The sequence below is a fragment of the Nocardia sp. NPDC057227 genome, from assembly GCF_042669725.1.
GTDB classification, from domain to species: Bacteria; Actinomycetota; Actinomycetes; order Mycobacteriales; family Mycobacteriaceae; genus Nocardia; species Nocardia asteroides_A.
In genome coordinates this window covers 184,742-206,684 of sequence record NZ_JBHUXA010000003.1, presented here as the reverse complement: position 1 = coordinate 206,684, position 21,943 = coordinate 184,742, and the positions used below count along the sequence as shown (strand labels likewise).

Sequence of the window (21,943 nt, the reverse complement as noted above, 5' to 3'; positions counted from 1 at the left end):
CATGCGCAAGCTCACCTACTACGTGGCCTCGACCATCGACGGCTTCATCGCGACCGAGGACGGCTCGGTCGACTTCTTCCCGGTCGGCGGCGACCACGGCCCCTACATCAACAGCCACTACCCCGAGACGCTGCCGACCAAGGTCCGCGAGGCGCTCGGCGTCGACAAGCCGAACCAGACCTTCGACACCGTCGTGATGGGCAGGCGCACGCACGACTTCGGCGTGCGCACCGGTACCGCCAGCCCGTACTCGCACCTGCGGCAGTACGTCGTCTCCGGCACGCTGCCGGAGAACCCGGACCCGGACGTCGAGCTCATCGCGGGCGACCCGGTCGCGGCCGTGCGGGCGCTCAAGCGCGAGGACGGCCTCGGTATCTGGCTGTGCGGCGGCGGCGAGCTGGCGCAGGCGCTGCTGCCCGAGATCGACCAGGTGTTCCTCAAGCTGTACCCGATCGTGCTCGGCGCGGGCCGCCCGCTCTTCGGCGCCGGTTCGCGGCTGCCGGAGCCCGCCTGCTTCCGGGTGGTCACCAGCCGGGTCTTCGCCGACGGGGTCGCCTTCCTCAAATACGCCGCATTGCGCCCGTGACCGCGCCCGGCCCGGTCGAGGCGCTGCGCGAGATCGGCTTCTGGCTGGAGCGCTCGCGCGCCGAGACGCACCGGGTCAAGGCGTACCGGCGTGCCGCCGACGTGGTCGGCGGGTTGCCCGGGGACGAGTTCGCCGAGCGCGCGGCGGCGGACTCGTGGCGCGAGCTGGCCGGGATCGGCCCCAAGACGGCGGCGGTGATCGCCGAGGCGCAGGCGGGGGAGGTGCCGCGGTACCTCGCCGAGCTGCGGCAGGCGGCCGCGCCGATCGGTCCGGCGGGGGCCGCGCTGCGGCAGCGGCTCCGCGGTGACCTGCACACCCACTCGGAGTGGTCCGACGGCGGCAGCCCGATCGCCGAGATGATGGCGGTGGCCGCCGCGCTCGGGCACGAGTACTGCGCGCTCACCGACCACTCGCCGCGCCTCACCGTCGCCAACGGGCTCTCCGCCGAGCGCCTGCGCCGCCAGCTCGACGTGGTCGCCGAGCTGAACGCGGAGATCGCGCCCTTCCGGGTGCTCACCGGGATCGAGGTCGACATCCTGGCAGGCGGCGAGCTGGACCAGGAGCCCGAGCTGCTCGCCGAGCTCGACGTGGTGGTGGCCAGCGTGCACTCCCGGCTCAGGGAGGACAGCGCCGCCATGACCGAGCGGATGGTCTACGCCGTCGCCAACCCGCATGTCGACGTGCTCGGGCACTGCACCGGGCGGCTGGTCGAAGGCAACCGCGGCACCCGGCCGGAGTCGCAGTTCGACGCCGAGGTGGTCTTCGAGGCGTGCCGCGCCTACGGCACCGCGGTGGAGATCAACAGCCGCCCGGAGCGGCGCGACCCGCCCGCCCGGCTGCTCCGGCTCGCCGTCGAGATGGAGTGCCTGTTCTCGATCGACACCGATGCGCACGCCCCCGGCCAGCTGGACTGGCTCGGCTACGGCTGCGAGCGCGCGCTGGCGAACGGGGTCCCGCCGGAGCGGGTGGTCAACACCTGGCCGCTGGCCGAGCTGCTGGCCTGGACCACCGGGCGCTGAACCCGAGGGGAACACTCGGCGAACTGTCCCGCCCCGGGTGTCGGTCCCCGGCCCCGCCGTCGAAACTGTGCTCACGGCAACCGAATACGGGGGGAGCGCGGGAGCGTGGACGGGTTTCCGATCGAGATCGTCCTCGCGCTGATCGGTATCGCGGTGCCGATCAGCGCGTTCCTCTGGGAATTCGTCGTGGTCGGCAGGCGCAGGCTCGGCTACCGGGTGCAGATGGACACCCCGGTCACCGGCGAGATCGAATCGGTGTTCCCCGGCGTGCTAACCCGCCTGCGGCCCGAATCACCGGACGGCGCCACCGATCTGAAGGACCTCTCGGTGGTGCTCGTCCGGATCGAGAACTCCGGCGCCACCACCATCGACACCAGTGACTACCAGACCCTCGAGAACGGCAGGGCCGGGCTGCACGTGCACTTCCCGCAGCGCCGGGTGATCGGCATGGCGGTGACCGAGCTGAGCCACCCCGGCCTCGCCGAGTGCCTCGACGCCCGCTCGGGGATCGCGCATCGCTGGGACGCGAGCGCGGGCCGCGGGGTGGTCGACCTGCCCAAGGTGCCGCTGAACCGCGGCGACCACTACAAGGTGCTCGTCATCCTGCGGCGCCAGGGCCGGTCCGGCGCGGATCCGGAGCCCGAGCTGCGCGGCGGGATCAAGGGCGGGCGGCTGCTGGAGACGCGCAGCCGGACCGGGACATCGCGCGGGATGTTCCTGCTGGTCGGGTTCCTGGTGCTGGTGGTGGCGGCGCAGCTGGTGGTCGGGGTGGTCCGCGGGGACCGGCCGCCGCGCGGCTGTGTCGCCGGTGACCTCACCGTGGTCGGGTCGTCCGCGCTGCGGCCGGTGATCCAGGACGCCGCGGAGCGGTACCGCACCGAATGCCGCGACCTCCGCTTCGATTTCGCCTTCGAGGGCACCGAGCGCGGGTTGGACCGGCTGACCAGGGCGGCCTCCACCGACGGCACGCTGATCGCCATCGGCGACAACCCGATCGGCGCCAACTACCCGAAGCTGGACCGCCGCTCGCTGGCGGTGGCGGTGTTCACCGTCGTCACCCACCCCGAGCTCGACCTGCCCTCGCTCACCACCGCGCAGCTGCGCGACATCTACGCCGGGCGGGTGACCGACTGGGCCGAGCTCGGCGGCCCGCCGCTGCCGGTGGTGCTGGTGGAGCGGGCGCCCGGCTCGGGGACGCGCGCGGTGTTCGAGCAGCGGGTGCTCGGCGGGTCGCAGCCCGCGGTGCCGCACACCAGCTGCCTCGCCATCCAGGGCCGCGAACTCTCCGGCCCCACCCGCTGCACCGCCGAGGTCACCGGCGACCTGCTGCAGACCGTGCGGAACACCAGGGGCGCCATCGGGTACAGCGAGTTCGGCGAGGCGACGAGGGCCGGGCTGCGCACCCCCGCGCTGAACGGCGTCGCCCCCGACCGGCAGGCCGCGCTCGCCGGGCGCTACGAGCTGTGGGGCATCGAGTTCGCCTACAGCTACGGCGCCGCCCCGCCCGGCTCCCCGGCCGCCGCGTTCCTGCGCTACCTCACCGACGAGGCAGGCAGCGACGTCCTGCGCGCGCACGGCACCGAACCCTGCCGCGACCTGCCGAACCCCGCGCGCTGCGGCGACAGCGGCTGAATGTCGGTGCCACCCGCGATGATGGAGCGGTGCCCGACCTCTCGCTGCGCGCCCTGAACCGCACCCTGCTCACCCGCCAGCACCTGATCGAACCCGCCCCGCTCACCCCGGCGGCGCTGATCGCGGAGCTGGTCGCCGTGCAGGGGCAGGAGCCGAACTGGCCGTACCTCGGGCTCTGGAATCGGCTGCGGCGGTTCGACCGCGCCGATCTGGCAGCCGCGCTGATCGCGGGCGAGGTGGTGCGCTCGACCACGCTGCGCCGCACCGTGCACCTGACCACCGCCGCCGACTTCCGCTGGCTCCGCCCCACCCTGCACGAGCTGGTCGCGGGCGCGGTGCGCTCGGCGTACTACCGCGACGAGCTCGACGGCATCGACCATGCCGCGCTCGCGGCCGCGGGCCGGGAGCTGCTCGGCGACCGGCTGCTCACCCGCAGGGAGCTGGGAACCGCGCTGGCGGAGCGGTTTCCGGGGCGGCACGTGCGCAGGCTGGCCGAGGCGGTCGAGGTCATGGTGCCGCTGGTACACGGCCCGGAGTGCGGCGAGTGGGGGCGCTGGCGCAACCGCTACGTCACGGTCGGGCTGGCGGAGGCGCGGCTCGGCCCGCTCGCCCCCGCGCCGGAGCCGGCGACGCTGGTGCGGCGCTACCTGGCCGCCTTCGGCCCGGCGACCGTCGCCGACGCGCAGGCGTGGTCCGGCGCGACCCGGCTGGCCCCGGTCTTCGCGGCGCTGCGCCCGGAGCTGCGGGTGCTGCGCGACCCGGACGGCCGCGAACTCTTCGACTTGCCGGACGCGGTGCTCGCCGACCCGGAGACCCCGGTGCCGGTGCGCTTCCTGCCCGCCTTCGACAACGCCGTGCTCGGCTACAAGGACCGGCGCCGCATCGTGAGCGAGACCGACCGGCGGCGCACCGCGGCCGAGGCGTCGGCGGGCGTGCCGGTGTACCTGGTGGACGGTTTCGTGCACGGCCGGTGGTCGCTGGCAGGGAGCACGCTGCGCGTCGAGCCCTGGTACCCGATCGGTAACTCGGATGATGCTGCGATCCGCGAAGAGGCCGAGCGAACGCTTAAATTCCTGATTCCTGACGGGGAAGGGGCAATTTCCATCGTGCGCTGAGGATTCGCCGACGCGCCGTCGACTCTCGGTTTCGAGGTTTCGAGCGCCGAAAGTGGGCTATGTTGTCGGCGGCCCCCCTGGGAACTTCTCCTGGCGTTCCGCACCCCTCCCAGGCCGACCTGCCCCATGGACGGCGGTGCTGCTCGGTCTTCACCTCCGCCGCGGCGGCCATCTTTCTGCGCCCGGTACACCGGTGTGCCGGGTGGATGTGCTCCAAGGTTGTTCCCCTGGAAGGAGGGTCATGAGCGCAGGGCTGTCAGCGCCGATCCCGGCGCAGCTCGATACCGCGGATCTGCTGTCGCTCGGTCGTCGTCCCGATCGGTTCCGGATCGCCATGGTGGTGCCCCCGTACTTCGACGTGCCGCCCAAGGCGTACGGCGGGGTCGAGGCGGTCGTCGCCGACCTGGTGGATTCGCTCGTCGGCCGGGGCCACGAGGTGACCCTGCTCGGTGCGGGTGAGCCCGGAACCAAGGCGAACTTCCTGCCGCTGTGGGACCGCGCGGTCCCGGAGCGGCTCGGCGAGCCGTTCCCCGAGGTGGTGCACGCACTGCGGGTGCGCCGCGCGATCGAGCGGCTCGCCGGGACCGACGGGGTCGACCTGGTGCACGACCACACCTTCGCGGGCCCGCTCAACGCCCCCGCCTACGAGGGGCTCGGGCTGCCCACCGTCGTCACCGTGCACGGCCCGGTGCAGGACGACAGCTACCGCTACTACCGCGAGATGGGCGACGAGGTGGCGCTGGTCGCGATCAGCGACCGGCAGCGCGCGCTCGCCCCCGACCTGAACTGGGTCGGGCGGGTGCACAACGCCCTGCACGTGGACGAATGGCCGTTCCGCGCCGAGAAGAAGGAGTACGCGCTCTTCCTCGGCCGCTACACCGAGGACAAAGCGCCACATCTGGCGGTTCAAGCGGCCCACGAAGCGGGTATCCCCCTGGTACTCGCGGGCAAGTGCAGCGAACCGGCGGAGCAGAACTACTTCGAGGAGAAGGTCCGCCCGCTGCTCGGCGAGCAGGACCACGTCTTCGGGATGGCCGATGCCACCGCCAAGCGCAGGCTGCTCTCCGAGGCGAGCTGCCTGTTGTTCCCGGTGCGGTGGGAGGAGCCGTTCGGCATGGTGATGATCGAGGCGATGGTCTGCGGTACCCCGGTGGTGGCGCTGCGCGGCGGCGCGGTGCCCGAGGTCGTGGTGGACGGGGTGACCGGGCGGATCTGCGACGACCCCGCCGAGCTGCCCGCCGCCATCGCCGAGGTGCGCGGCTACGACCCGGCGGCCTGCCGGGCGCACGTGGCGGCCAACTTCGGCGCCGAGACGCTCGGCCGCGGCTACGAGGACGTCTACCGGAAGCTGCTGCGCGAGCGCGCCGTTCGTTTCGCCGGCTCGACCGCGCTGACCTTCGCGACGAGCGGCCGGGCATGACGGCCGACGCGCCCGCCCCGCTCAACGCAGGCGAACCCACCGGTCTCGGTGGCTGCGGGGCCTCGGTGACCCTGGTGGAGGGCGGCACCTTCTGCCTGTCCAACCGGCTCGGCGATATCGCGCCGGGGTTGCCGCACGGCCTGTTCTACCGGGACGCGCGCGTCATCTCCCGCTGGGAGCTGCTGGTGGACGGCAAACCCGCCGATTCGCTCTCCGTGCTGAGCCCGGAGGCGTTCGCGGCCAGGTTCGTGCTGCGCCGTCCACCGCAGGCCGGGATCGCCGACAGCACCCTGCTCGTGGTCAGGGAGCGGCTGGTGGCCGAGGGCATGCACGAGACCGTCACGCTGGAGAACATGGGCCGCGAACCGACCGCGGTCACGCTGGAGCTGCACGTCGACGCGGACTTCGTCGACCTGTTCGCGGTCAAGGAGGGCCGGGCCGGGCATACCAGGGCCGAGGTCACCGTCACCGACGGCGAGCTGCTGCTGCACGACCGGGCCGAGCGGATGCGCGGGCTCTCGGTGTCGTCGACGGTGGAGCCGGTGGTGCTGCCGGGCACCCTGGTGTGGCGGGTGGTGGTCCCGCCCGGCGAGCTCTGGCAGACCGAGATCATCGCCCAGCCCACCGTCGGCAACCAGCGCGTCCAGTCGGAGAACTACGGAATCAGCGCGCCGGGCCGCAAGATCGAGGCCTGGCGCGACTCCGCCACCGACGTGCGCGCCGACGACCCGGTGCTCGCCCAGGTGCTGCGCCGCACCGAGAGCGATCTCGGCGCGCTGCAGATCCACGACGAGCACGGCGACGGCCGCCCGTTCGTCGCCGCGGGCGCGCCCTGGTTCATGACGCTCTTCGGCCGGGACAGCCTGCTGACCGCGTGGATGGCGCTGCCGCTGGAGGTCGACCTCGCGGTCGGCACCCTGCAGCAGCTCGCCGAGTTGCAGGGCCGCCGGGTGGATCCGCTCACCGAGGAGGAGCCGGGGCGGATCATGCACGAGATGCGCCGCGGCCCGGCCAGCGGCCAGGTGCTCGGCGGCAACATCTACTACGGCACCGCCGACGCCACCCCGCTCTTCGTCATGCTGCTGAACGAGGCGCACCGCTGGGGCGCCGACCGGGAGGCGGTGGAGGCGCTGCTGCCCGCCGCCGACGCCGCGCTGCGCTGGCTGCGCGATTACGGCGATCGGGACGGCGACGGCTTCGTCGAGTACCGTCGCGCCACCGACCGCGGCCTGATCAACCAGGGCTGGAAGGACAGCTTCGACGGCATCAACGACGCGAGCGGGCACCTGCCGGAGGCGCCGCTGGCGCTCTGCGAGGTGCAGGGCTACACCTACGCCGCGGTGCTGGCCCGCGCCGAACTCGCCGAGGCCTTCGACGAGGTGCGGGTGGCGGCCAAGCTGCGCGACAAGGCGGCCGAGATGAAGCAGAACTTCGCGGAGAAGTTCTGGCTGCCCGAGCGCGGCTGGTACGCCGTCGCGCTGGACCGGGACAAGCGCCGGGTCACCGCGCTGACCAGCAATGTCGCGCACTGTCTCTGGGCGGGCATCGCGACCGACGAGCACGCCGAGCAGATCGTGCGGCGGCTCGGCGGCCCGGAGATGGACAGCGGCTTCGGGCTGCGCACGCTCGGCTCCGATATGGGCGCCTACAACCCGATGAGCTACCACAACGGCTCGATCTGGCCACACGACACCGCGCTCGCGGTGGCCGGGCTGCTGCGCTACGAGCACGTGCCCGGTGCGGTCGAGCTGGCGACCCGGCTGGCGAGCGGGCTGCTCGACGCGGCCGCCGCCTTCGGTGGCCGGCTTCCCGAATTGTTCTGCGGCTTCCCGCGTTCCCGCTTCGCGGCGCCGGTTCCCTACCCGACCTCGTGTTCGCCGCAGGCGTGGGCGAGTGCGGCCCCGATGCTGCTGGTGCGCTCCTTCCTCGGGCTGGAGCCCAATGTGCCGGAGCGCACGCTCGGCGTGCGGCCGCGGCTGCCCGCCTCCTGGGGGACGGTGACGCTCTCCGCGCTGCGGCTCGGCGGCGTCACCGTCGACGTGCAGGCCAAGGGCGACGAGGTCGCCGAGGTCCGGCTGCCGGACGAGTGGAAGCTGATCGCGGAGTGAACTCCCCCCGATAACCGAACACCGAGAGGCGCGACCATGCAGACCTCGCTGGACACCAGGGACCTGTGGAGCTCGCAGCACAGCGACTGTGCCGCCGAGCCCACCGTCCCGCTCGACACCGACCGGGCCCGCTTCATCTGCAGCATGCACGCGGGCCACGGCCCCGAGTGCCGCCAGTACCTGGCGGCGGCCGCGTTCTGCTACGGCGCCGGATAGCGCTGGTCCAGTTCCAGATTCAGCTCCAGCACGTGCACCGTCGGCTCGCCGAGGAAGCCGAGCACGCGGCCGTCGGTGTGCGCGTCGACCAGGGCGCGCACCCGCTCCTCCGGCACGCCGCGGGCCGCGGCCACCCGGCGCAGCTGCAGCGCGGCGTATTCCGGGGAGATGTGCGGGTCCAGCCCGCTGCCGCTCGCGGTGACGGCGTCGGCGGGCACCGCCGGGGCGGCGCTCGCCGGTCCGCGCACCGGGACCAGCCGGGCCGCGGACCAATCCTCCTGCTCCGCAGCACATTCCACGGGAACGCCGCGGTAGCCGTCCAGGAAGGGGCGGGCCGGGCACGGCTGGTTCACGCTCACCACCCGCACCGGCGTGGTCACCGTGCCGTCGGCGCCGCGCGGGCCGAAGACGGCGAGCACCGCCCCGACGCCGTCGGCGGTGCAGAACGGGCGGGAGCCGTCGACCCCCTCGCGGTCGCCGACCTCTCTGCTCCGCGCGCAGACCTGGGTCAGCAGGCTCGGCGCGGCGGCGGTGTCGACGATGTCCTCCGGGCCGCGGTTGCTCGCGCCGCTGGCGAGGGTGTCGTACCCGTCGCCGGCCGCGGAGGGGCGGCTCTGGAAGTACGCGGGCAGCGCGGAACCGTCCGCGGCGGTGAAGGACTGGCCGAGCAGCCGGGAGCCCGCCACCGTGCCGTCGACGGTGAGCACCGACCCGTCGGCGCGCTCGTGCAGCCCGGGCAGCTGCCCGACCGCGGTCACCGCGAGCGGGTAGGCGAGCCCGGTGACGACGGTGAGCGCGGCGAGCGCGCGCACCGCGGCCAGGTGCTGCCGGATCCAGGTGGTCGTACGCATGTCAGGACATCCCGGGGAGAAGGTGGACGAACAGGTCGATGAGCTTGATGCCGAGGAACGGCACCGCGATACCGCCGAGGCCGTAGATCGCGAGGTTGCGCCCGAGCAGCCCGGAGGCGCCGCTCGGCCGGTACCGCACCCCGCGCAGCGCCAGCGGGATCAGCGCGACGATCACCACCGCGTTGAAGATCATCGCCGAGAGGATCGCCGACTGCGGGCTGGCCAGCCGCATGACGTTCAGCGCGGCCAGGCCGGGGAAGAGCGGGACGAACAGCGCCGGGATGATCGCGAAGTACTTGGCGATGTCGTTCGCGATGGAGAAGGTGGTGAGCGCGCCGCGGGTGATGAGCAGCTGCTTGCCGATCTCCACGATCTCGATCAGCTTGGTCGGGTCGGAGTCGAGGTCGACCATGTTGCCCGCCTCCTTGGCCGCGGAGGTGCCGGTGTTCATGGCGACCCCGACGTCGGCCTGGGCGAGCGCGGGGGCGTCGTTGGTGCCGTCGCCGGTCATGGCGACCAGCCGCCCGCCCTCCTGCTCCTTCCTGATCAGCGCGAGCTTGTCCTCCGGGGTGGCCTCGGCGAGGAAGTCGTCCACCCCGGCCTGCGCGGCGATGGCGGCGGCGGTGGCCGGGTTGTCGCCGGTGATCATCACGGTGCGGATGCCCATCCGGCGCATCTGGTCGAAGCGCTCGCGCATGCCGTCCTTGACCACGTCGACCAGGGCGAGCACGCCGAGCACCCGCGCGGTGCCGGCGCGCACCTCGCCGACGACCAGCGGGGTGCCGCCCGCGCCCGCGATCCGCTCGACCCGCGCGCCGATCTCGTCCGGCACCGAACCGCCCGCCGCGCGAACCCACTCCACGACCGCGGCGGCGGCGCCCTTGCGCAGCCGGTGGCCGTCGGCGAGGTCGACGCCGGACATCCTGGTCTGCGCGGTGAACGGCACCCAGGTGGCGCCTGCCAGCTCGCCGGTGGTGCGCGCGCGGCGGCCGTGCGCCTCCTTCGCGTGCACCACGATCGAGCGCCCCTCTGGGGTCTCGTCGGCGAGGCTGGCGAGCTGCGCCGCGTCGGCCAGCTCGGCCGCGGTGACGCCGGGGGCGGGCAGGAACTCCGAGGCCCGGCGGTTGCCGAGCGTGATGGTGCCGGTCTTGTCCAGCAGCAGCGTGTTCACGTCGCCCGCCGCCTCCACCGCGCGGCCGGACATGGCAAGCACATTGCGCTGCACCAGCCGGTCCATCCCGGCGATGCCGATGGCCGAGAGCAGCGCGCCGATCGTGGTCGGGATGAGGCAGACCAGCAGCGCTACCAGCACGATGCCGGAGATGCCTTCGGCGGTGAGCGCGAGGGTGTCGGCCACCCCGGTGTCGTTGCCGCGCGCGTAGATCGCCATCGGCTGCAGCGTCACCACCGCGCAGAGGAAGACCACGGTGAGCGCGGCGAGCAGGATGTTCAGCGCGATCTCGTTCGGCGTCCGCTGCCGCTTCGCCCCCTCGACCAGGGCGATCATCGTGTCGATGAAGCCGGCGCCCGGCTCCTGGGTGATCTCGACGACGATCCGGTCCGAGAGCACCGTCGTGCCGCCGGTGACGGCCGAGCGATCGCCGCCGGATTCCCGGATCACCGGCGCGGATTCGCCGGTGATCGCCGATTCGTCGACCGAGGCGATGCCGTCGACCACGTCGCCGTCGGCGGGCACCACCTCGCCCGCCTCGATGACGACCCGATCGCCGCGGCGCAGCTCGGGGGCCGGCACCCGCTGCTCGGCGCCGTCCGCGCCGAGCCTGCGGGCGACGGTGTCGGTGCGGGCCCTGCGCAGCGAGTCCGCCTGCGCGCGGCCGCGTCCCTCGGCGACCGCCTCGGCCAGGTTGGCGAAGAGCACGGTGAGCCAGAGCCAGGCCACGACCGCCCAGGCGAAGAAGCTCGGGTCGGCCACCGCGAGCACGGTGGACCAGGCCGCGCCGACCTCGACGATGAGCATGACCGGGTTGTGCCAGAGCGTGCGCGGGTCCAGTTTGCGCAGCGCCTGCGGCAGGCAGGTGAGCAGCATGGCCGGGTCGAGCACGCCCGCGCGCACAGCGCCGGGGCGGCGCGGCTCCGGGGCGGGGGTGGCCGGGGCGGGGGAGGAGAGCGTGGAGGTCATGAACCGATTCCTTCGGCGAGCGGGCCGAGCGCGAGGGCGGGCAGGAAGGTGAGCGCGACCAGGACCACGGTCACGCCGGCGACCATGCCGATGAACTGGGTGCGGTGGGTGGGCAGCGTGCCCGCCGACTCCGGGGTCCGGCCCTGCGCGGCGAGCGACCCCGCCAGCGCGAGGACCAGCACGATCGGCAGGAACCGGCCGAACAGCATGGCGAGCCCGAGCGCGGTGTTGAACCACTCGGTGTTGCCGGAGAGACCGCCGAAGGCCGAGCCGTTGTTGGCGGCGGCCGAGGTGAAGGCGTAGAGCACCTCGGAGAGGCCGTGCGGCCCGGTGGCGAGCATGCTCGCCCGCTGGCCGGGCAGCGCCACCGCGAGCGCGGTGCCGATCAGCACCACCAGCGGCGTCACCAGGATGTAGGCGGCGGCCAGCTTGATCTCCCGCGGGGTGATCTTCTTGCCCAGGTACTCCGGGGTGCGGCCGACCATGAGCCCGGCGACGAACACGGTGATCACCGCGAGCACGAGGATCCCGTACAGCCCGGAGCCGACGCCGCCCGGCGCCACCTCGCCGAGCTGCATGTGGATCATCGTCATCATGCCGCCGAGGCTGGTGTACGAATCGTGGAACGAGTTCACCGCGCCGGTCGAGGTGAGCGTGGTGTTCGCTGCGAAGACCGCCGAGTCCACTACCCCGAAGCGCTGCTCCACGCCCTCGGTGGCGGCGCCGATCGCGGTCGGCACGGTGCCGTCCGCGCGCAGCTGGAAGAACACCGTGAGCGCGATGCCGGAGAGCGCGAGCACGGCCTGCACCGCGAGGACGGCGTAGCCCTGCTTCGGGCTGCCGACCATCCGGCCGAAGGTGCGCGGCAGCGAGAACGAGATCACCAGCAGCAGGAAGATCTCCACCCAGTCGGTCCAGGCGGACGGGTTCTCGAACGGGTGCGCGGAGTTGGCGTTGAAGAAGCCGCCGCCGTTGGTGCCGAGCTCCTTGATCGCCTCCTGGCTCGCCACCGGCCCGCCCGGAATCGGCTGCGCCGCACCGGTGAGCGTCTGCGCGACCTGGTCGTGCAGCTGGAAGTTCTGCACCACGCCGCCGATCAGCAGCAGCACCGCGCCGGCGAAGGCCAGTGGCAGCAGGATGCGCACGGTGCCGCGCACCAGATCCACCCAGAAGTTGCCGAGCGCACCGGTGCGGGTGCGGGCGAAGCCGCGCACCAGCGCGACCGCGACCGCCATGCCGACCGCGGCGGAGACGAAGTTCTGCACCGCCAGCCCGGCCATCTGCACCAGGTGCCCCTGGGTGCTCTCGCCCGCGTAGTTCTGCCAGTTGGTGTTGGTCACGAAGCTGACCGCGGTGTTCCAGGCCAGGGCGGGGGTCAGCTCGGTGCCCTGATCGTTCAGGTGCAGCGGCAGCACCCGCTGCACCAGCTGGAAGGCGAAGAGCGCGAGCACGCCCACCGCCGAGAAGGCGAGCACGCTGCGGGCGTAGACCGGCCAGCTCTGCTCGACCTCGGGGCGCACCCCGATCACCCGGTAGATCAGCCGCTCGGCGCGCGAGTGCTTCGTCCCCGAGTAGACCCGGTACATGTAGTCGCCGAGCGGCACGTGCACCAGCGCGAGCGCCGCCACCAGCGAGCCGACCAGCAGCACCGCCCTGACCGTGTCGTTCACCTAGAACCTCTCGGGGAAGAGCAGGGCGGCCAGCGCGAGCAGCGCGACCGGCACCGCGAGCGCCAGGCCGGCGATATTCGCGATCACAGCCGCTCCACCCCGCGCTGGACCAGGCCCAACAGGGCGAACACGGCCACGGTGAGCACCGTGAACACGACGACGGACATCGGGTCGAACCTCCTCGAGCTGCTCCGCGGTGGAGCACGCTCGTTCGAGTGAACGACCTCCGCTCGGCATTTCCGCCGCTCCTTACGGCTTCTTGGCGGGGTGGCGGCCCGCCTTGACGGTTTGTTGACGCGGAGCGCTCGCCGGTCTCGACGCGCGACGTGAACGTTCCTGCGGTACAACGCGATACGAAAGCGTCAGGAAAGGCGGCGCCGCCGTCAACGAACCGTAAAGACGCCCGCGCGCGGCGCTCCGCGCGAGCAGAGTGATCGAGAATTCGGAGGAACGATGAAGGTGGTGGTGACCGCGGTGGCCGGTTTCCTGTGCGGCATGGCCGCGACCTACGCGGCGGCATGGTGGCGGCACGACCGCGGGCGGTGAACCGCGGCGAACTGCGGATCTACCTCGGCGCGGCGCCCGGCGTCGGCAAGACCTACGCCATGCTCGCCGAGGCGCACCGCCGCCGGGAACGCGGCCGCGACGTCGTCGCCGCGGTCGTCGAGACGCACGGCCGGGCGCAGACGGCCGCGCTGCTCGACGGGATCGAGCGCATCCCGCCGCGCCGGGTGCCGTACCGCGGCACCGTGCTGGACGAGCTCGACGTGGACGCGGTGCTGCGCCGCGCGCCCGGCATCGCGCTGGTGGACGAGCTCGCGCACACCAACGCGCCCGGTAGCCGCAACCGCAAGCGCTGGCAGGACGTGGACGAGCTGCTCGAGGCAGGGATCGACGTGGTGTCGACGGTCAACGTGCAGCACCTGGAGAGCCTGAACGACGTGGTCGAGCAGATCACCGGGATCGAGCAGCGGGAGACGGTGCCGGACGCGGTGGTGCGCGGGGCGGGGCAGGTGGAGCTGGTCGACATCACCCCGGAGGCGCTGCGGCGCAGGCTCGCGCACGGCAACGTCTACGCCGCCGACCGGGCCGATGCCGCGCTGCGCAACTACTTCCGGCCGGGCAACCTCACCGCGCTGCGCGAGCTCGCGCTGCTCTGGCTCGCCGACCAGGTGGACGCCGCGCTCGCGAAGTACCGCTCCGAGCACCGGATCACCGCGACCTGGGAGGCGCGCGAGCGGGTGGTGGTCGCGGTGACCGGCGGCCCGGAGTCGGAGACGATCGTGCGCCGCGCGGCCCGGATCGCCGGGAGGGCCGGCGCCGAGCTGGCGGTGCTGCACGTGGTGCGCGGCGACGGCCTCGCCGGGGTCTCGGCCGCGCGGCTGGCCCGGCTGCGCGAGCTGGCCGGCGCGCTGGACGCCTCGCTGCACACCGTCACCGGCGAGGACGTCCCGGCCGCGCTGCTCGGCTTCGCCCGCGAGGTCAACGCCACCCAGGTGGTGCTCGGCACCTCGCGCCGCTCGCGCTGGGCGCGGCTGCTCGACGAGGGGATCGGCGCCGCCGTCGTCCGGCGGTCGGGCAAGATCGACATTCACATGGTGACCCACGAGGAGACCCACCGCCCGCTGCGGCGCGCGGCGCTGCGCCCGCGGCGCCCGGCCGCCGCATGGCCCGCCGCGGTGCTGGTGCCGCTGCTGGTCTGCGCGCTCTGCGCCTGGCTGCTGGACGGGGTGCTCGACCTGCCCGGGCTCTCCTCGGTCTTCGTGGTCGGGGTGGTTGCCGTCTCGCTCTTCGGCGGGGTGCTGCCCGCGACGGTCTCGGCGCTGCTCTCCGGGCTGCTGCTGAACTGGTTCTTCGCCGCCCCGCGCTACAGCCTCACGGTCGCCGAGCCGGACAACTTCGTCGCGGTGGTGGTGCTGCTCGTGGTCGCGGTGGCGGTGGCCGCGCTGGTCGACATCGCCGCGGCGCGGGCCGAACAGGCGCGCCGGGCCTCGCGCCAGGCCGAGCTGCTCACCCAGTTCGCCGGCGCGGTGCTGCACGGCGCCGACCTGCCCCGGCTGCTGGAGCAGCTCAGGGAGACCTACGCGCAGCGCTGGGCCGCCGTGCTGGACGGCGAGGCCGTCGTCGCCGCGGTCGGGGCCGATCCGCCCGCGCGGCCCGCCGCGGCCGACACGGTGGTCGAGTCCGGGGACGGGCAGCTGGTGCTCGCGCTCGCCGGGCGGCCGCTCGCCGCCGCCGACCGGCCGGTACTCGCCGCCGTCGCCAACCAGGCGGCCGGGCTGGTGCGCCAGGCCAGGCTCACCGAGGAGGCCGGGGCCGCGGCGGCGCTGCGCGAGGCCGACCGGCTGCGCCGCGCGCTGCTCTCCGCCGTCGGGCACGACCTGCGCACCCCGCTGGCCGGCGCCAAGGCCGCCGTCTCCAGCCTGCGCAGCGAGGACGTCGAGTTCTCCCCGGAGGACACCGAGGAGCTGCTGGAGACCGTCGAGGAGTCGGTGGACCAGCTCACCGCGCTGGTGGACAACCTGCTCGACTCCTCCCGGCTCGCCGCGGGCGTGATCGCGCCCCGGGTGCTCACCGTGTACCTGGACGAAGCGGTGCACCGCGCGCTCGTCGGCATCGGCATGGGCACCCGCGGGCTGCGCCGGGCATCGATGGAACGGGTCGAGGTCGAGGTCGGCGAGATCGCGGTCGCCGCCGACCCGGGGCTGCTGGAGCGGGTGCTGGCCAACCTGGTGGACAACGCGCTGCGGCACGCCCCGCGCGACGCCCCGGTGCGGGTCAGCGCGCAGCGCGACGGCGACCGGGTGACCGTCGCGGTGGCCGACACCGGCCCCGGCATCCCGCGCGGCGCCGAGGAGCAGGTGTTCGAGCCCTTCCAGCGGCGCGGCGACCGGGACAACACCACCGGCGTCGGGCTCGGGCTCTCCGTGGTGCGCGGCTTCGCCGAGGCCATGGGCGGTACCGTGCACGCCGAGACCACCCCGGGCGGCGGGCTGACCATGCTCGTCGACCTGCCCGCAGCCGAGGAGCCAGCATGACCGATCCGGCCCCGCCGCCGACGGTGCTCGCCGTCGGCCCGCCCGGCGCGGCACGGGAGCGCGCATGAGTGATCCGGTCCCCGCGGCGACGACCGTGCTCGTCGTCGACGACGAGCCGCACATCGTGCGCGCACTGCGGATCAACCTCTCGGTGCGCGGCTACGACGTGGTCACCGCGGGCACCGGCGCCGCCGCGCTGCGCGCCGCCGCGGACCGGCACCCGGACGTGGTGATCCTCGACCTCGGGCTGCCGGACATGGACGGCACCGAGGTGCTCGCCGGGCTGCGCGGCTGGAGCACGGCGCCGGTGATCGTGCTCTCCGCCCGCACCGACTCCGCCGACAAGGTGGAGGCGCTGGACGCGGGCGCCGACGACTACGTCACCAAGCCGTTCGGCATGGACGAGCTGCTCGCCCGGCTGCGCGCCGCGGTGCGGCGGGCGGGCGCCGACACCGGCGGCGAGCCGGTGGTGATCACCGACTCGTTCACCGTCGACCTCGCCGCCAAGCGGGTCACCAGGCACGGCGAACCGGTGCACCTCACCCCGACCGAGTGGGGGATGCTCGAGATGCTGGTGCGGCATCGGGGCAAGCTGGTCGGCCGCAAAGAGCTGCTGCGCGAGGTGTGGGGCCCCTCCTACGCCACCGAAACCCACTACCTGCGCGTCTATCTCGCGCAGCTGCGGCGCAAGCTGGAGGACGACCCGGCGCACCCGAGGCACCTGCTCACCGAGGCGGGCATGGGGTACCGGTTCCAGGAGTGAGCGGAATGCCGCCGCCCCGCGCGGTGTTGCCCGGCACGACCGTCCCGGCGAATGGCAGGATCGTGACCATGTCCGAGCAGAACACGTCGGCGCTCCGGGTGGAGCGCACCGGCACCCGCGCCTACACCGGCCGCAACGAGCGGGACGCGGTGGTGCGCATCGCCTCCGCGGGCACCCCGGAGGCCTTCACCCCCGGCGAGCTGCTGAAGATCGCGGTCGCGGCGTGCTCCGGGCTGAGCGCCGACTTCTCGCTCTCCCGCAAGCTCGGCGAGCACTTCGACGCCACCATCCGGGTCTCCGGCGACCCGGACCGGGAGAACGAGGTCTACCCGGAGATCGACGAGGTCTTCGAGCTCGACCTCAGCGAGCTCTCCGAGGTCGAGCGGGAGCGGCTGCTGGTGAGCGTGCAGCGTGCCGTCGACAAGGTGTGCACCGTCGGCCGGACGCTCAAGTCCGGGAGCAAGGTGACGCTCTCCTTCGACGTGGAGCTGTAGTGGCCGAGGCCGAGCGGCTCTCCGCCTGGGTGCACGGGCAGGTGCAGGGCGTCGGATTCCGCTGGTGGACCCGGTCGCGCGCGCTGGAACTCGGGCTCGCCGGGCACGCCACCAACACCGCCGACGGGCGGGTGCACGTGGTCGCCGAGGGGCCGCGGCAGGCCGCCGAGCGATTGCTCACCCTGCTCCGCTCGCCCGATACGCCTGGCCGGGTCAGTCTTGTTGTGGAAAGCTGGGAGCCCGCGCGGGGCGATCTGTCCGGATTCGAGGAGCGGTAGGGCGTGAGCAGAGACGAACACCGTCCGGGAGCGGAATCGAACGACGGCGGCAGGCCGCAGTGGGAAGAGGGGACCGCCGCGCCCAGCGGGCCGGTCTACGAGGAGGGTTCGGCGGCGAACGTCCCCGCGCCCGGCGCGGGATCCGGTTCGCCGACCGGCGCTTCCGGTCCGCAGCCGCCCGCGGACGAGCCGGGTACGCGTCCTGCGCCCGGCGCGGATCAGTCCGGTACGCAGCCGTTCCCGGCGGCGGGGCAACCTGGCACGCAACCGTTTCCGGCGGCGGGGCAACCTGGCACGCAGCCGTTCCCCGCGGCGGATCAGCCCGGTACGCAGCCGTTTCCGGCGGCGGAGCAGCATGCCCCGCCCCCCTTTCCGTGGCCGGGTGCCCAGCCGCAGGCGGGCGGTTTCCAACCGCCTCCCGGCTCGCTGCCCGGCGCGGGCGCGCCACCTCCCGGAGGCACTCCGCCCGGGAGCGGGAAGCGCGCGGGGCGCGTTCAGCAGCAGCGGGCGGGGGTGACGCAGCCCCGCCCGCCGACGGTGGCCGAGTCCCGCGCCAGGGACAAGACGCGCAAGCAGGCCCGCGACGCCGAGCGCGCCGCCGCCGAGGCCGCCGCGGCGAAGAAGCGCTCCCGCAACCGGGTGCTCATCGGCGGCGCCGCCGTGGTCGGCGTCGCCGCGCTGGTCGGCGGCGGCTACCTCGCCTACCTGGCGCTCTCCGCCCCGGACGCGGTGACCGCGTCCTGCGTGGCCACCGACCAGAACGGCAACGAGGTCGTCGTCGAGGACACCTACTGCGGCACCGGCCGCCCCGGTTTCGTCGGCGACACCGCGGGCGTCGTCCTGCTGGCGGGCTGGCCGCAGTACCGCTACTACTACGGCGGCTCCACCGCCATCGGCGGCAAGCCGACCGGCGGAACGACGGTGAAGCCGAAGAACACCGAGATCAAGACCAAGACCGGAACCACGGTCCAGCGCGGCGGCCTCGGCAGCAAGATCGGCGGAGGTTCCTAGCGGTGCGACGGGTCCGCGTGGAACCACGGAGGGGCTGGCAGCAGATCGTCGAGGAGCAGGGGCTGGTCTACGGAACCCCCGGCCGCGACGCGCAGGGCAAGCCACGGCCGTACTGGGACGAATCGGTCTACTACGAGTTCGACATGCCGGAGATCCTCGCCCTGGAGGCGGATGTCGAACTGCTGCACAGCATGTGCCTGAAGGCGGTCGAGCAGGTCGTGCTGACCGAGCGGTACCGCGACTTCGGGCTGCCGGAGTGGAGCTGGCAGCCGATCGCGGAATCCTGGCGCCGCGCCGACCCGCACGTCTACGGCCGCTTCGACCTGCGCTACGACGCCCGCCGCCCGGCCAAGCTGCTGGAGTACAACGCCGACACCCCCACCTCGCTGCTGGAGGCGGCGATCCTGCAGTGGCACTGGCTCACCGCGCTGTACCCGGACCACGACCAGTGGAACTCGCTGCACGAGAAGCTGGTCGAGCGCTGGGGCGAGCTGCGCGACCTGCTGCCCAGCGACCAGCTGCACTTCAGCTGGTCCGGCGCCGAGCCGACCGGCGAGGACGGCGTCACCACCGCCTACATCCAGGAGACCGCCGCCGAGGCGGGCTTCGACACCATCGGGCTGCCGATCGAGGAGGTCGGCGTCGACACCGAGCTGGAGCGCTTCGTCGACCTGGCCGAGGACCCGATCCGGGCGATCTTCAAGCTCTACCCGTGGGAGTGGGTGCTCGACGACGACTTCGGCAAGCGGGTCGTCGCGAGCCTGCCGCAGACCATGTGGATCGAGCCGCTGTGGAAGACGCTGCTCAGCAACAAGGCCATCCTCGCGGTGCTCTGGGAGATGTACCCCGGCCACCCGAACCTGCTGCCCGCCTACCTCGATCAGCCGAACGAGCTCACCGAGTACATCCGCAAGCCGAAGCTCGGCCGCGAGGGCGCGAACATGACCATCGTCGGCGCCGGGATGGAGACCGCGACCGGCGGCATGTACGGCGAGGAGGGCTTCGTCTACCAGCTGCTCGACCCGCTGCCGCAGTTCGACGACATGCGGCCGGTGCTCGGCGCCTGGATCGTCGGCGACAGCTCGGCCGGGCTCGGCATCCGCGAGACCGCAGGCATGATCACCGACGACGGCTCCGCCTTCGTTCCGCACCGCATCCCCACCGACGACTGATCAACCCCTCGGAAGGACCACGATGACCGCCGCTGTCGCCCTCGAATCGGGCTACTGGAGTTCGCTCGGCGAAGGGGTGGGCGCGATCCTGCTCTACGCCCTCGTTGGCCTGGTGCTCATGCTCGTCGGCTTCTACGCCATCGACCTCACCACCCCCGGGCACCTGCGCCAGCTGGTGCTCGAGGGCAAGCCGAACGCCATCGTCGTGACGGCGGCGGGCATGCTGAGCATGGCGTTCATCGTGGTGCTCGCGATCTTCGCGGCGTCCGGCAAGCTGCTGGAGGGGCTCATCGCCTCGCTGATCTTCGGGCTGGTGGGGATCATCGCGCAGGTGGTCTCGGTGCGGGTGATCGAGAAGGCGCTCGGCATCGATATCGGCGCGGCGCTGCACTCCGAGGCGTACACCCCGGCGGTGCTGGTCGTCGCCGCCGCGCACTTCGCGCTCGGGCTCGTGGTGGCGTTCGCGATCCTCTGAGTCCTTGACATTCCACTGTGGAAGAACCATTATGGTGTTATTCCACAGTGGAGGGTGATGCCGAGTCCCCTCCCCGCCGAGAGGACTCGAGCATGGACATCGCCACCGGTACCCGCGCCTCCGATGCCGAGCGGGACGCGGTGGTGACGCTGCTCGGCAGGCATCTCGCGGACGGGCGGCTGGATCTGGGCGAGTACGACGAGCGGGTCGCCCGGGTCTACGCCACCCGGTTCCGCGACGACCTCGCCCCGGTACTCGCCGACCTGCCGCGGCTCGCCGATTCCGCTGCCGCGCAGCCGAAGCCGCGCGGGCGCGGGGTGCGGGGGCTGCCGCTCTGGCAGCAGATCGAGTTCGCGAGCTGGGCCGGGGTGAGCCTGCTCGTCCTGGTGATCTGGGCGGCGATCTCGCTCGGAGTCGGCGAGTTCACCTACTTCTGGCCGGTCTGGGTGATCGGGCCGTGGGGTGCGGTGCTCGCGTTCCGCGTGGTCACCGGGTTCGAGGGGCGGGGCTGCCGCTCCGGGGCCGGGGCGCGGGCGCTCGGCTGATCACTCGTCCGCGCGCCTGCGCGGGTTCGAGAGGCGGGGCGGGGGTGGTTCCCGGTAGGTGCGGTCGGTCGGGCCGTCGGCCGTCTCCCACCAGCTGTCCGGGTCCTCGCGCTGCTGCCTGCCGACCCCGCGGCGCCGGATCGGCCCGCTGTACTGCTGGTCCTCCACCGGAACCGGCTGTCGTCCGCGCGCAGGCTGCGGGTGATCGGGCCGGGGTGCGGCCCCGCTCGAGCGCCGCGCACCCGCGGCTTCGCCGTCCTGTGCCGAACGCGCGGCCGCGGCGCTCTGGCCGGCCCGACCGGCGCGTCCGCTTCCCCGCCGCTCGGTGGCACGTTCCGGGACGGCGGGTTGCCCCCGACCCGAACGTTCGGTGTCGCGCCGAGCCCGCGCCGCATCCCAGCGATCCGCCGCGGACGGCGCACCGCGATCAGGCTTTCCCCGCTGCTCGCCGCGCGACCGGTCCGATCCGGCTGCGGCGTCGCGCCGATGCCGCTCGGACACCGCACCGGCGGAGCCGTCCGTCGCGCGCCCGGGACGTGGCGAGGACGCGCCCTTGGCGGAGCCGTCCTTCGTGCGCCCCGGACGCGGCGAGGACGCGCTCTCGGCGGACTTGTGCCGGGCCTCGTCCGACGGACGCTCCGGCTTGCGCGCTCCGGCCGCCCGCCGCTCGGCACCCTTCCGCACCGGCCCGGCGAGCGGTGTGCCGACGATCGGCAGCGTGCGCGTGGTCTGCGTCGGATCCACTCCCCACTCGTGCCGCTCCCCGCGCACCCCGTGCCCGTGCAACCACGCCCCCGGGTCGGCCCGCGCGACCGGGTCGAGTACCACCGCCGCCTCGCCGAGCAGGTCGAGGAGCTCGAGTTCGGCCAGCTCGAGCGGGTCCTCACCGGGGAAGCAGGCGGTGTGGAGCACAGTGCGCACCGCGTCGATCGAGTCCGCGGGGAAGGTCCAGACCCAGCCGGAAGGCGCGTCCTCGGGGTCGTCCGAATCCTCCGGCTCCTCGTCGTGCCCGACGAAGACCAGCGCACCGTCGCCGCCGACCCGCGCGACCACCCGCCACCGCCCGTCGTCCATGGTCACCGTGCGCCGCGCGGCCCGGACCGCCCGGATCTCGAACCAGGCGGCGGCGAACCCGACCACCGCGGCCAGCCCGGCGAGCACCAGGTACTCCGGCACGTCCCCGAGCGTCGAACTGCGGCTCACCTCGCACCCCCAGAGGAACACCAGGCAGGCGACGATCAGCGCGCCGACCCGCAGCAACCGGAACGCGGTGCCGTGGCGGGACGACAGCGCAGGCACGGGTCGATGCTCCTGACGGGAGAAGGCGGGATCAGGTGGATCGTAGGCGCGATCCCCGCCCCGCGGCAGCCCCGCGAGCACCGCTGTGACGTCGGCTAATGCCGGGCACAC

Annotated in this window: 19 protein-coding genes; 15 read left to right on the top strand and 4 right to left on the bottom strand. The window is 73.4% G+C overall.

The features are described 5' to 3' along the window. The first annotated feature begins 1 nt into the window (after position 1). The 7 genes from ACFUJ1_RS06830 to ACFUJ1_RS06800 all read left to right on the top strand — a co-directional run bounded on the left by ACFUJ1_RS06830 (position 2) and on the right by ACFUJ1_RS06800 (position 8,096). A complete protein-coding gene (locus ACFUJ1_RS06830) occupies positions 2–586 on the top strand; it encodes a dihydrofolate reductase family protein (protein WP_233019789.1) in 585 nt (194 codons plus the stop codon). Beyond that, complete coding sequence (locus tag ACFUJ1_RS06825) at positions 583–1,605, top strand: PHP domain-containing protein (RefSeq protein ID WP_378643397.1); 1,023 nt, start codon at positions 583–585, stop codon at positions 1,603–1,605. The genes ACFUJ1_RS06830 and ACFUJ1_RS06825 overlap by 4 nt, the downstream gene beginning before the upstream one ends. A gap of 105 nt (positions 1,606–1,710) precedes the next feature. Further along, complete coding sequence (locus ACFUJ1_RS06820; RefSeq protein WP_378643395.1) at positions 1,711–3,237, top strand: substrate-binding domain-containing protein; 1,527 nt, start codon at positions 1,711–1,713, stop codon at positions 3,235–3,237. Between the two features lie 29 nt (positions 3,238–3,266). Next, a complete protein-coding gene (locus ACFUJ1_RS06815) occupies positions 3,267–4,352 on the top strand; it encodes a winged helix DNA-binding domain-containing protein (protein WP_378643392.1) in 1,086 nt (361 codons plus the stop codon). 334 nt (positions 4,353–4,686) lie between these two features. Next, positions 4,687–5,772 (top strand): glycosyltransferase family 4 protein, encoded by a 1,086-nt coding sequence (locus tag ACFUJ1_RS06810; protein ID WP_378643771.1) that lies wholly within the window; start codon positions 4,687–4,689, stop codon positions 5,770–5,772. Further along, complete coding sequence (locus ACFUJ1_RS06805) at positions 5,769–7,880, top strand: glycogen debranching N-terminal domain-containing protein (RefSeq protein ID WP_378643390.1); 2,112 nt, start codon at positions 5,769–5,771, stop codon at positions 7,878–7,880. Before ACFUJ1_RS06810 ends, ACFUJ1_RS06805 begins: the two co-directional genes overlap by 4 nt. A 36-nt stretch (positions 7,881–7,916) precedes the next feature. Continuing rightward, the gene (locus tag ACFUJ1_RS06800) at positions 7,917–8,096 is read left to right on the top strand and encodes a hypothetical protein (protein ID WP_233019784.1); all 180 of its coding nucleotides are present in this window, start codon (positions 7,917–7,919) and stop codon (positions 8,094–8,096) included. Here ACFUJ1_RS06800 and ACFUJ1_RS06795 read toward each other — a convergent pair. Genes ACFUJ1_RS06795 through kdpA form a run of 3 tightly spaced genes read right to left on the bottom strand, consistent with a single transcriptional unit; the run spans position 8,081 to position 12,757 of the window. Beyond that, positions 8,081–8,947 carry a potassium-transporting ATPase subunit C gene (locus tag ACFUJ1_RS06795; protein ID WP_378643387.1) on the bottom strand — a complete coding sequence of 289 codons (867 nt, stop codon included), beginning with the start codon at positions 8,945–8,947 and terminating at the stop codon, positions 8,081–8,083. The two genes, ACFUJ1_RS06800 and ACFUJ1_RS06795, sit on opposite strands and share 16 nt — an antisense overlap. 1 nt (position 8,948) lies before the next feature. Next, the gene (gene kdpB, locus ACFUJ1_RS06790; RefSeq protein ID WP_378643385.1) at positions 8,949–11,087 is read right to left on the bottom strand and encodes a potassium-transporting ATPase subunit KdpB; all 2,139 of its coding nucleotides are present in this window, start codon (positions 11,085–11,087) and stop codon (positions 8,949–8,951) included. Next, the gene (gene kdpA / locus ACFUJ1_RS06785) at positions 11,084–12,757 is read right to left on the bottom strand and encodes a potassium-transporting ATPase subunit KdpA (protein ID WP_378643383.1); all 1,674 of its coding nucleotides are present in this window, start codon (positions 12,755–12,757) and stop codon (positions 11,084–11,086) included. Before kdpA ends, kdpB begins: the two co-directional genes overlap by 4 nt. 518 nt (positions 12,758–13,275) lie before the next feature. Here kdpA and ACFUJ1_RS06780 point away from each other — a divergent pair. The 8 genes from ACFUJ1_RS06780 to ACFUJ1_RS06745 all read left to right on the top strand — a co-directional run bounded on the left by ACFUJ1_RS06780 (position 13,276) and on the right by ACFUJ1_RS06745 (position 20,533). Further along, entirely contained in the window at positions 13,276–15,795 is a 2,520-nt protein-coding gene (locus tag ACFUJ1_RS06780; protein WP_378643380.1) for an ATP-binding protein, read from the top strand. Between the two features lie 64 nt (positions 15,796–15,859). Further along, positions 15,860–16,558 (top strand): response regulator, encoded by a 699-nt coding sequence (locus tag ACFUJ1_RS06775; protein WP_378643378.1) that lies wholly within the window; start codon positions 15,860–15,862, stop codon positions 16,556–16,558. 68 nt (positions 16,559–16,626) lie between these two features. Next, complete coding sequence (locus ACFUJ1_RS06770) at positions 16,627–17,052, top strand: OsmC family protein (protein WP_233019779.1); 426 nt, start codon at positions 16,627–16,629, stop codon at positions 17,050–17,052. Then, positions 17,052–17,330: an acylphosphatase gene (locus ACFUJ1_RS06765; protein WP_378643374.1), complete on the top strand. Its 279-nt coding sequence runs from the start codon at positions 17,052–17,054 to the stop codon at positions 17,328–17,330. Before ACFUJ1_RS06770 ends, ACFUJ1_RS06765 begins: the two co-directional genes overlap by 1 nt. Positions 17,331–17,843: 513 nt before the next feature. Further along, complete coding sequence (locus ACFUJ1_RS06760) at positions 17,844–18,341, top strand: hypothetical protein (RefSeq protein WP_378643372.1); 498 nt, start codon at positions 17,844–17,846, stop codon at positions 18,339–18,341. A 2-nt stretch (positions 18,342–18,343) separates the two neighbouring features. Continuing rightward, entirely contained in the window at positions 18,344–19,513 is a 1,170-nt protein-coding gene (locus ACFUJ1_RS06755; RefSeq protein WP_378643369.1) for a glutathionylspermidine synthase family protein, read from the top strand. 22 nt (positions 19,514–19,535) lie between these two features. After that, positions 19,536–19,988, top strand: a complete 453-nt coding sequence (locus ACFUJ1_RS06750) for a DUF350 domain-containing protein (protein ID WP_378643367.1) — start codon at positions 19,536–19,538, stop codon at positions 19,986–19,988. A gap of 92 nt (positions 19,989–20,080) precedes the next feature. After that, complete coding sequence (locus tag ACFUJ1_RS06745; RefSeq protein ID WP_378643364.1) at positions 20,081–20,533, top strand: DUF1707 domain-containing protein; 453 nt, start codon at positions 20,081–20,083, stop codon at positions 20,531–20,533. On the opposite strand, the gene ACFUJ1_RS06740 is transcribed toward ACFUJ1_RS06745, so the two are convergent. Beyond that, the gene (locus tag ACFUJ1_RS06740; protein WP_378643361.1) at positions 20,534–21,832 is read right to left on the bottom strand and encodes a hypothetical protein; all 1,299 of its coding nucleotides are present in this window, start codon (positions 21,830–21,832) and stop codon (positions 20,534–20,536) included. Positions 21,833–21,943 lie beyond the last annotated feature (111 nt).

Bases quoted from the DNA above. Each gene is read 5' to 3' on its own strand.
- ACFUJ1_RS06830 (WP_233019789.1), top strand. From the start codon at position 2: ATGCGCAAGCTCACCTACTACGTGGCCTCGACCATCGACGGCTTCATC.
- ACFUJ1_RS06810 (WP_378643771.1), top strand. From the start codon at position 4,687: ATGGTGGTGCCCCCGTACTTCGACGTGCCGCCCAAGGCGTACGGCGGG.
- ACFUJ1_RS06805 (WP_378643390.1), top strand. From the start codon at position 5,769: ATGACGGCCGACGCGCCCGCCCCGCTCAACGCAGGCGAACCCACCGGT.
- ACFUJ1_RS06800 (WP_233019784.1), top strand. From the start codon at position 7,917: ATGCAGACCTCGCTGGACACCAGGGACCTGTGGAGCTCGCAGCACAGC.
- ACFUJ1_RS06795 (WP_378643387.1), bottom strand. From the start codon at position 8,947: ATGCGTACGACCACCTGGATCCGGCAGCACCTGGCCGCGGTGCGCGCG.
- kdpB (WP_378643385.1), bottom strand. From the start codon at position 11,087: ATGACCTCCACGCTCTCCTCCCCCGCCCCGGCCACCCCCGCCCCGGAG.
- ACFUJ1_RS06780 (WP_378643380.1), top strand. From the start codon at position 13,276: ATGGTGGCGGCACGACCGCGGGCGGTGAACCGCGGCGAACTGCGGATC.
- ACFUJ1_RS06775 (WP_378643378.1), top strand. From the start codon at position 15,860: ATGAGTGATCCGGTCCCCGCGGCGACGACCGTGCTCGTCGTCGACGAC.
- ACFUJ1_RS06770 (WP_233019779.1), top strand. From the start codon at position 16,627: ATGTCCGAGCAGAACACGTCGGCGCTCCGGGTGGAGCGCACCGGCACC.
- ACFUJ1_RS06750 (WP_378643367.1), top strand. From the start codon at position 19,536: ATGACCGCCGCTGTCGCCCTCGAATCGGGCTACTGGAGTTCGCTCGGC.
- ACFUJ1_RS06745 (WP_378643364.1), top strand. From the start codon at position 20,081: ATGGACATCGCCACCGGTACCCGCGCCTCCGATGCCGAGCGGGACGCG.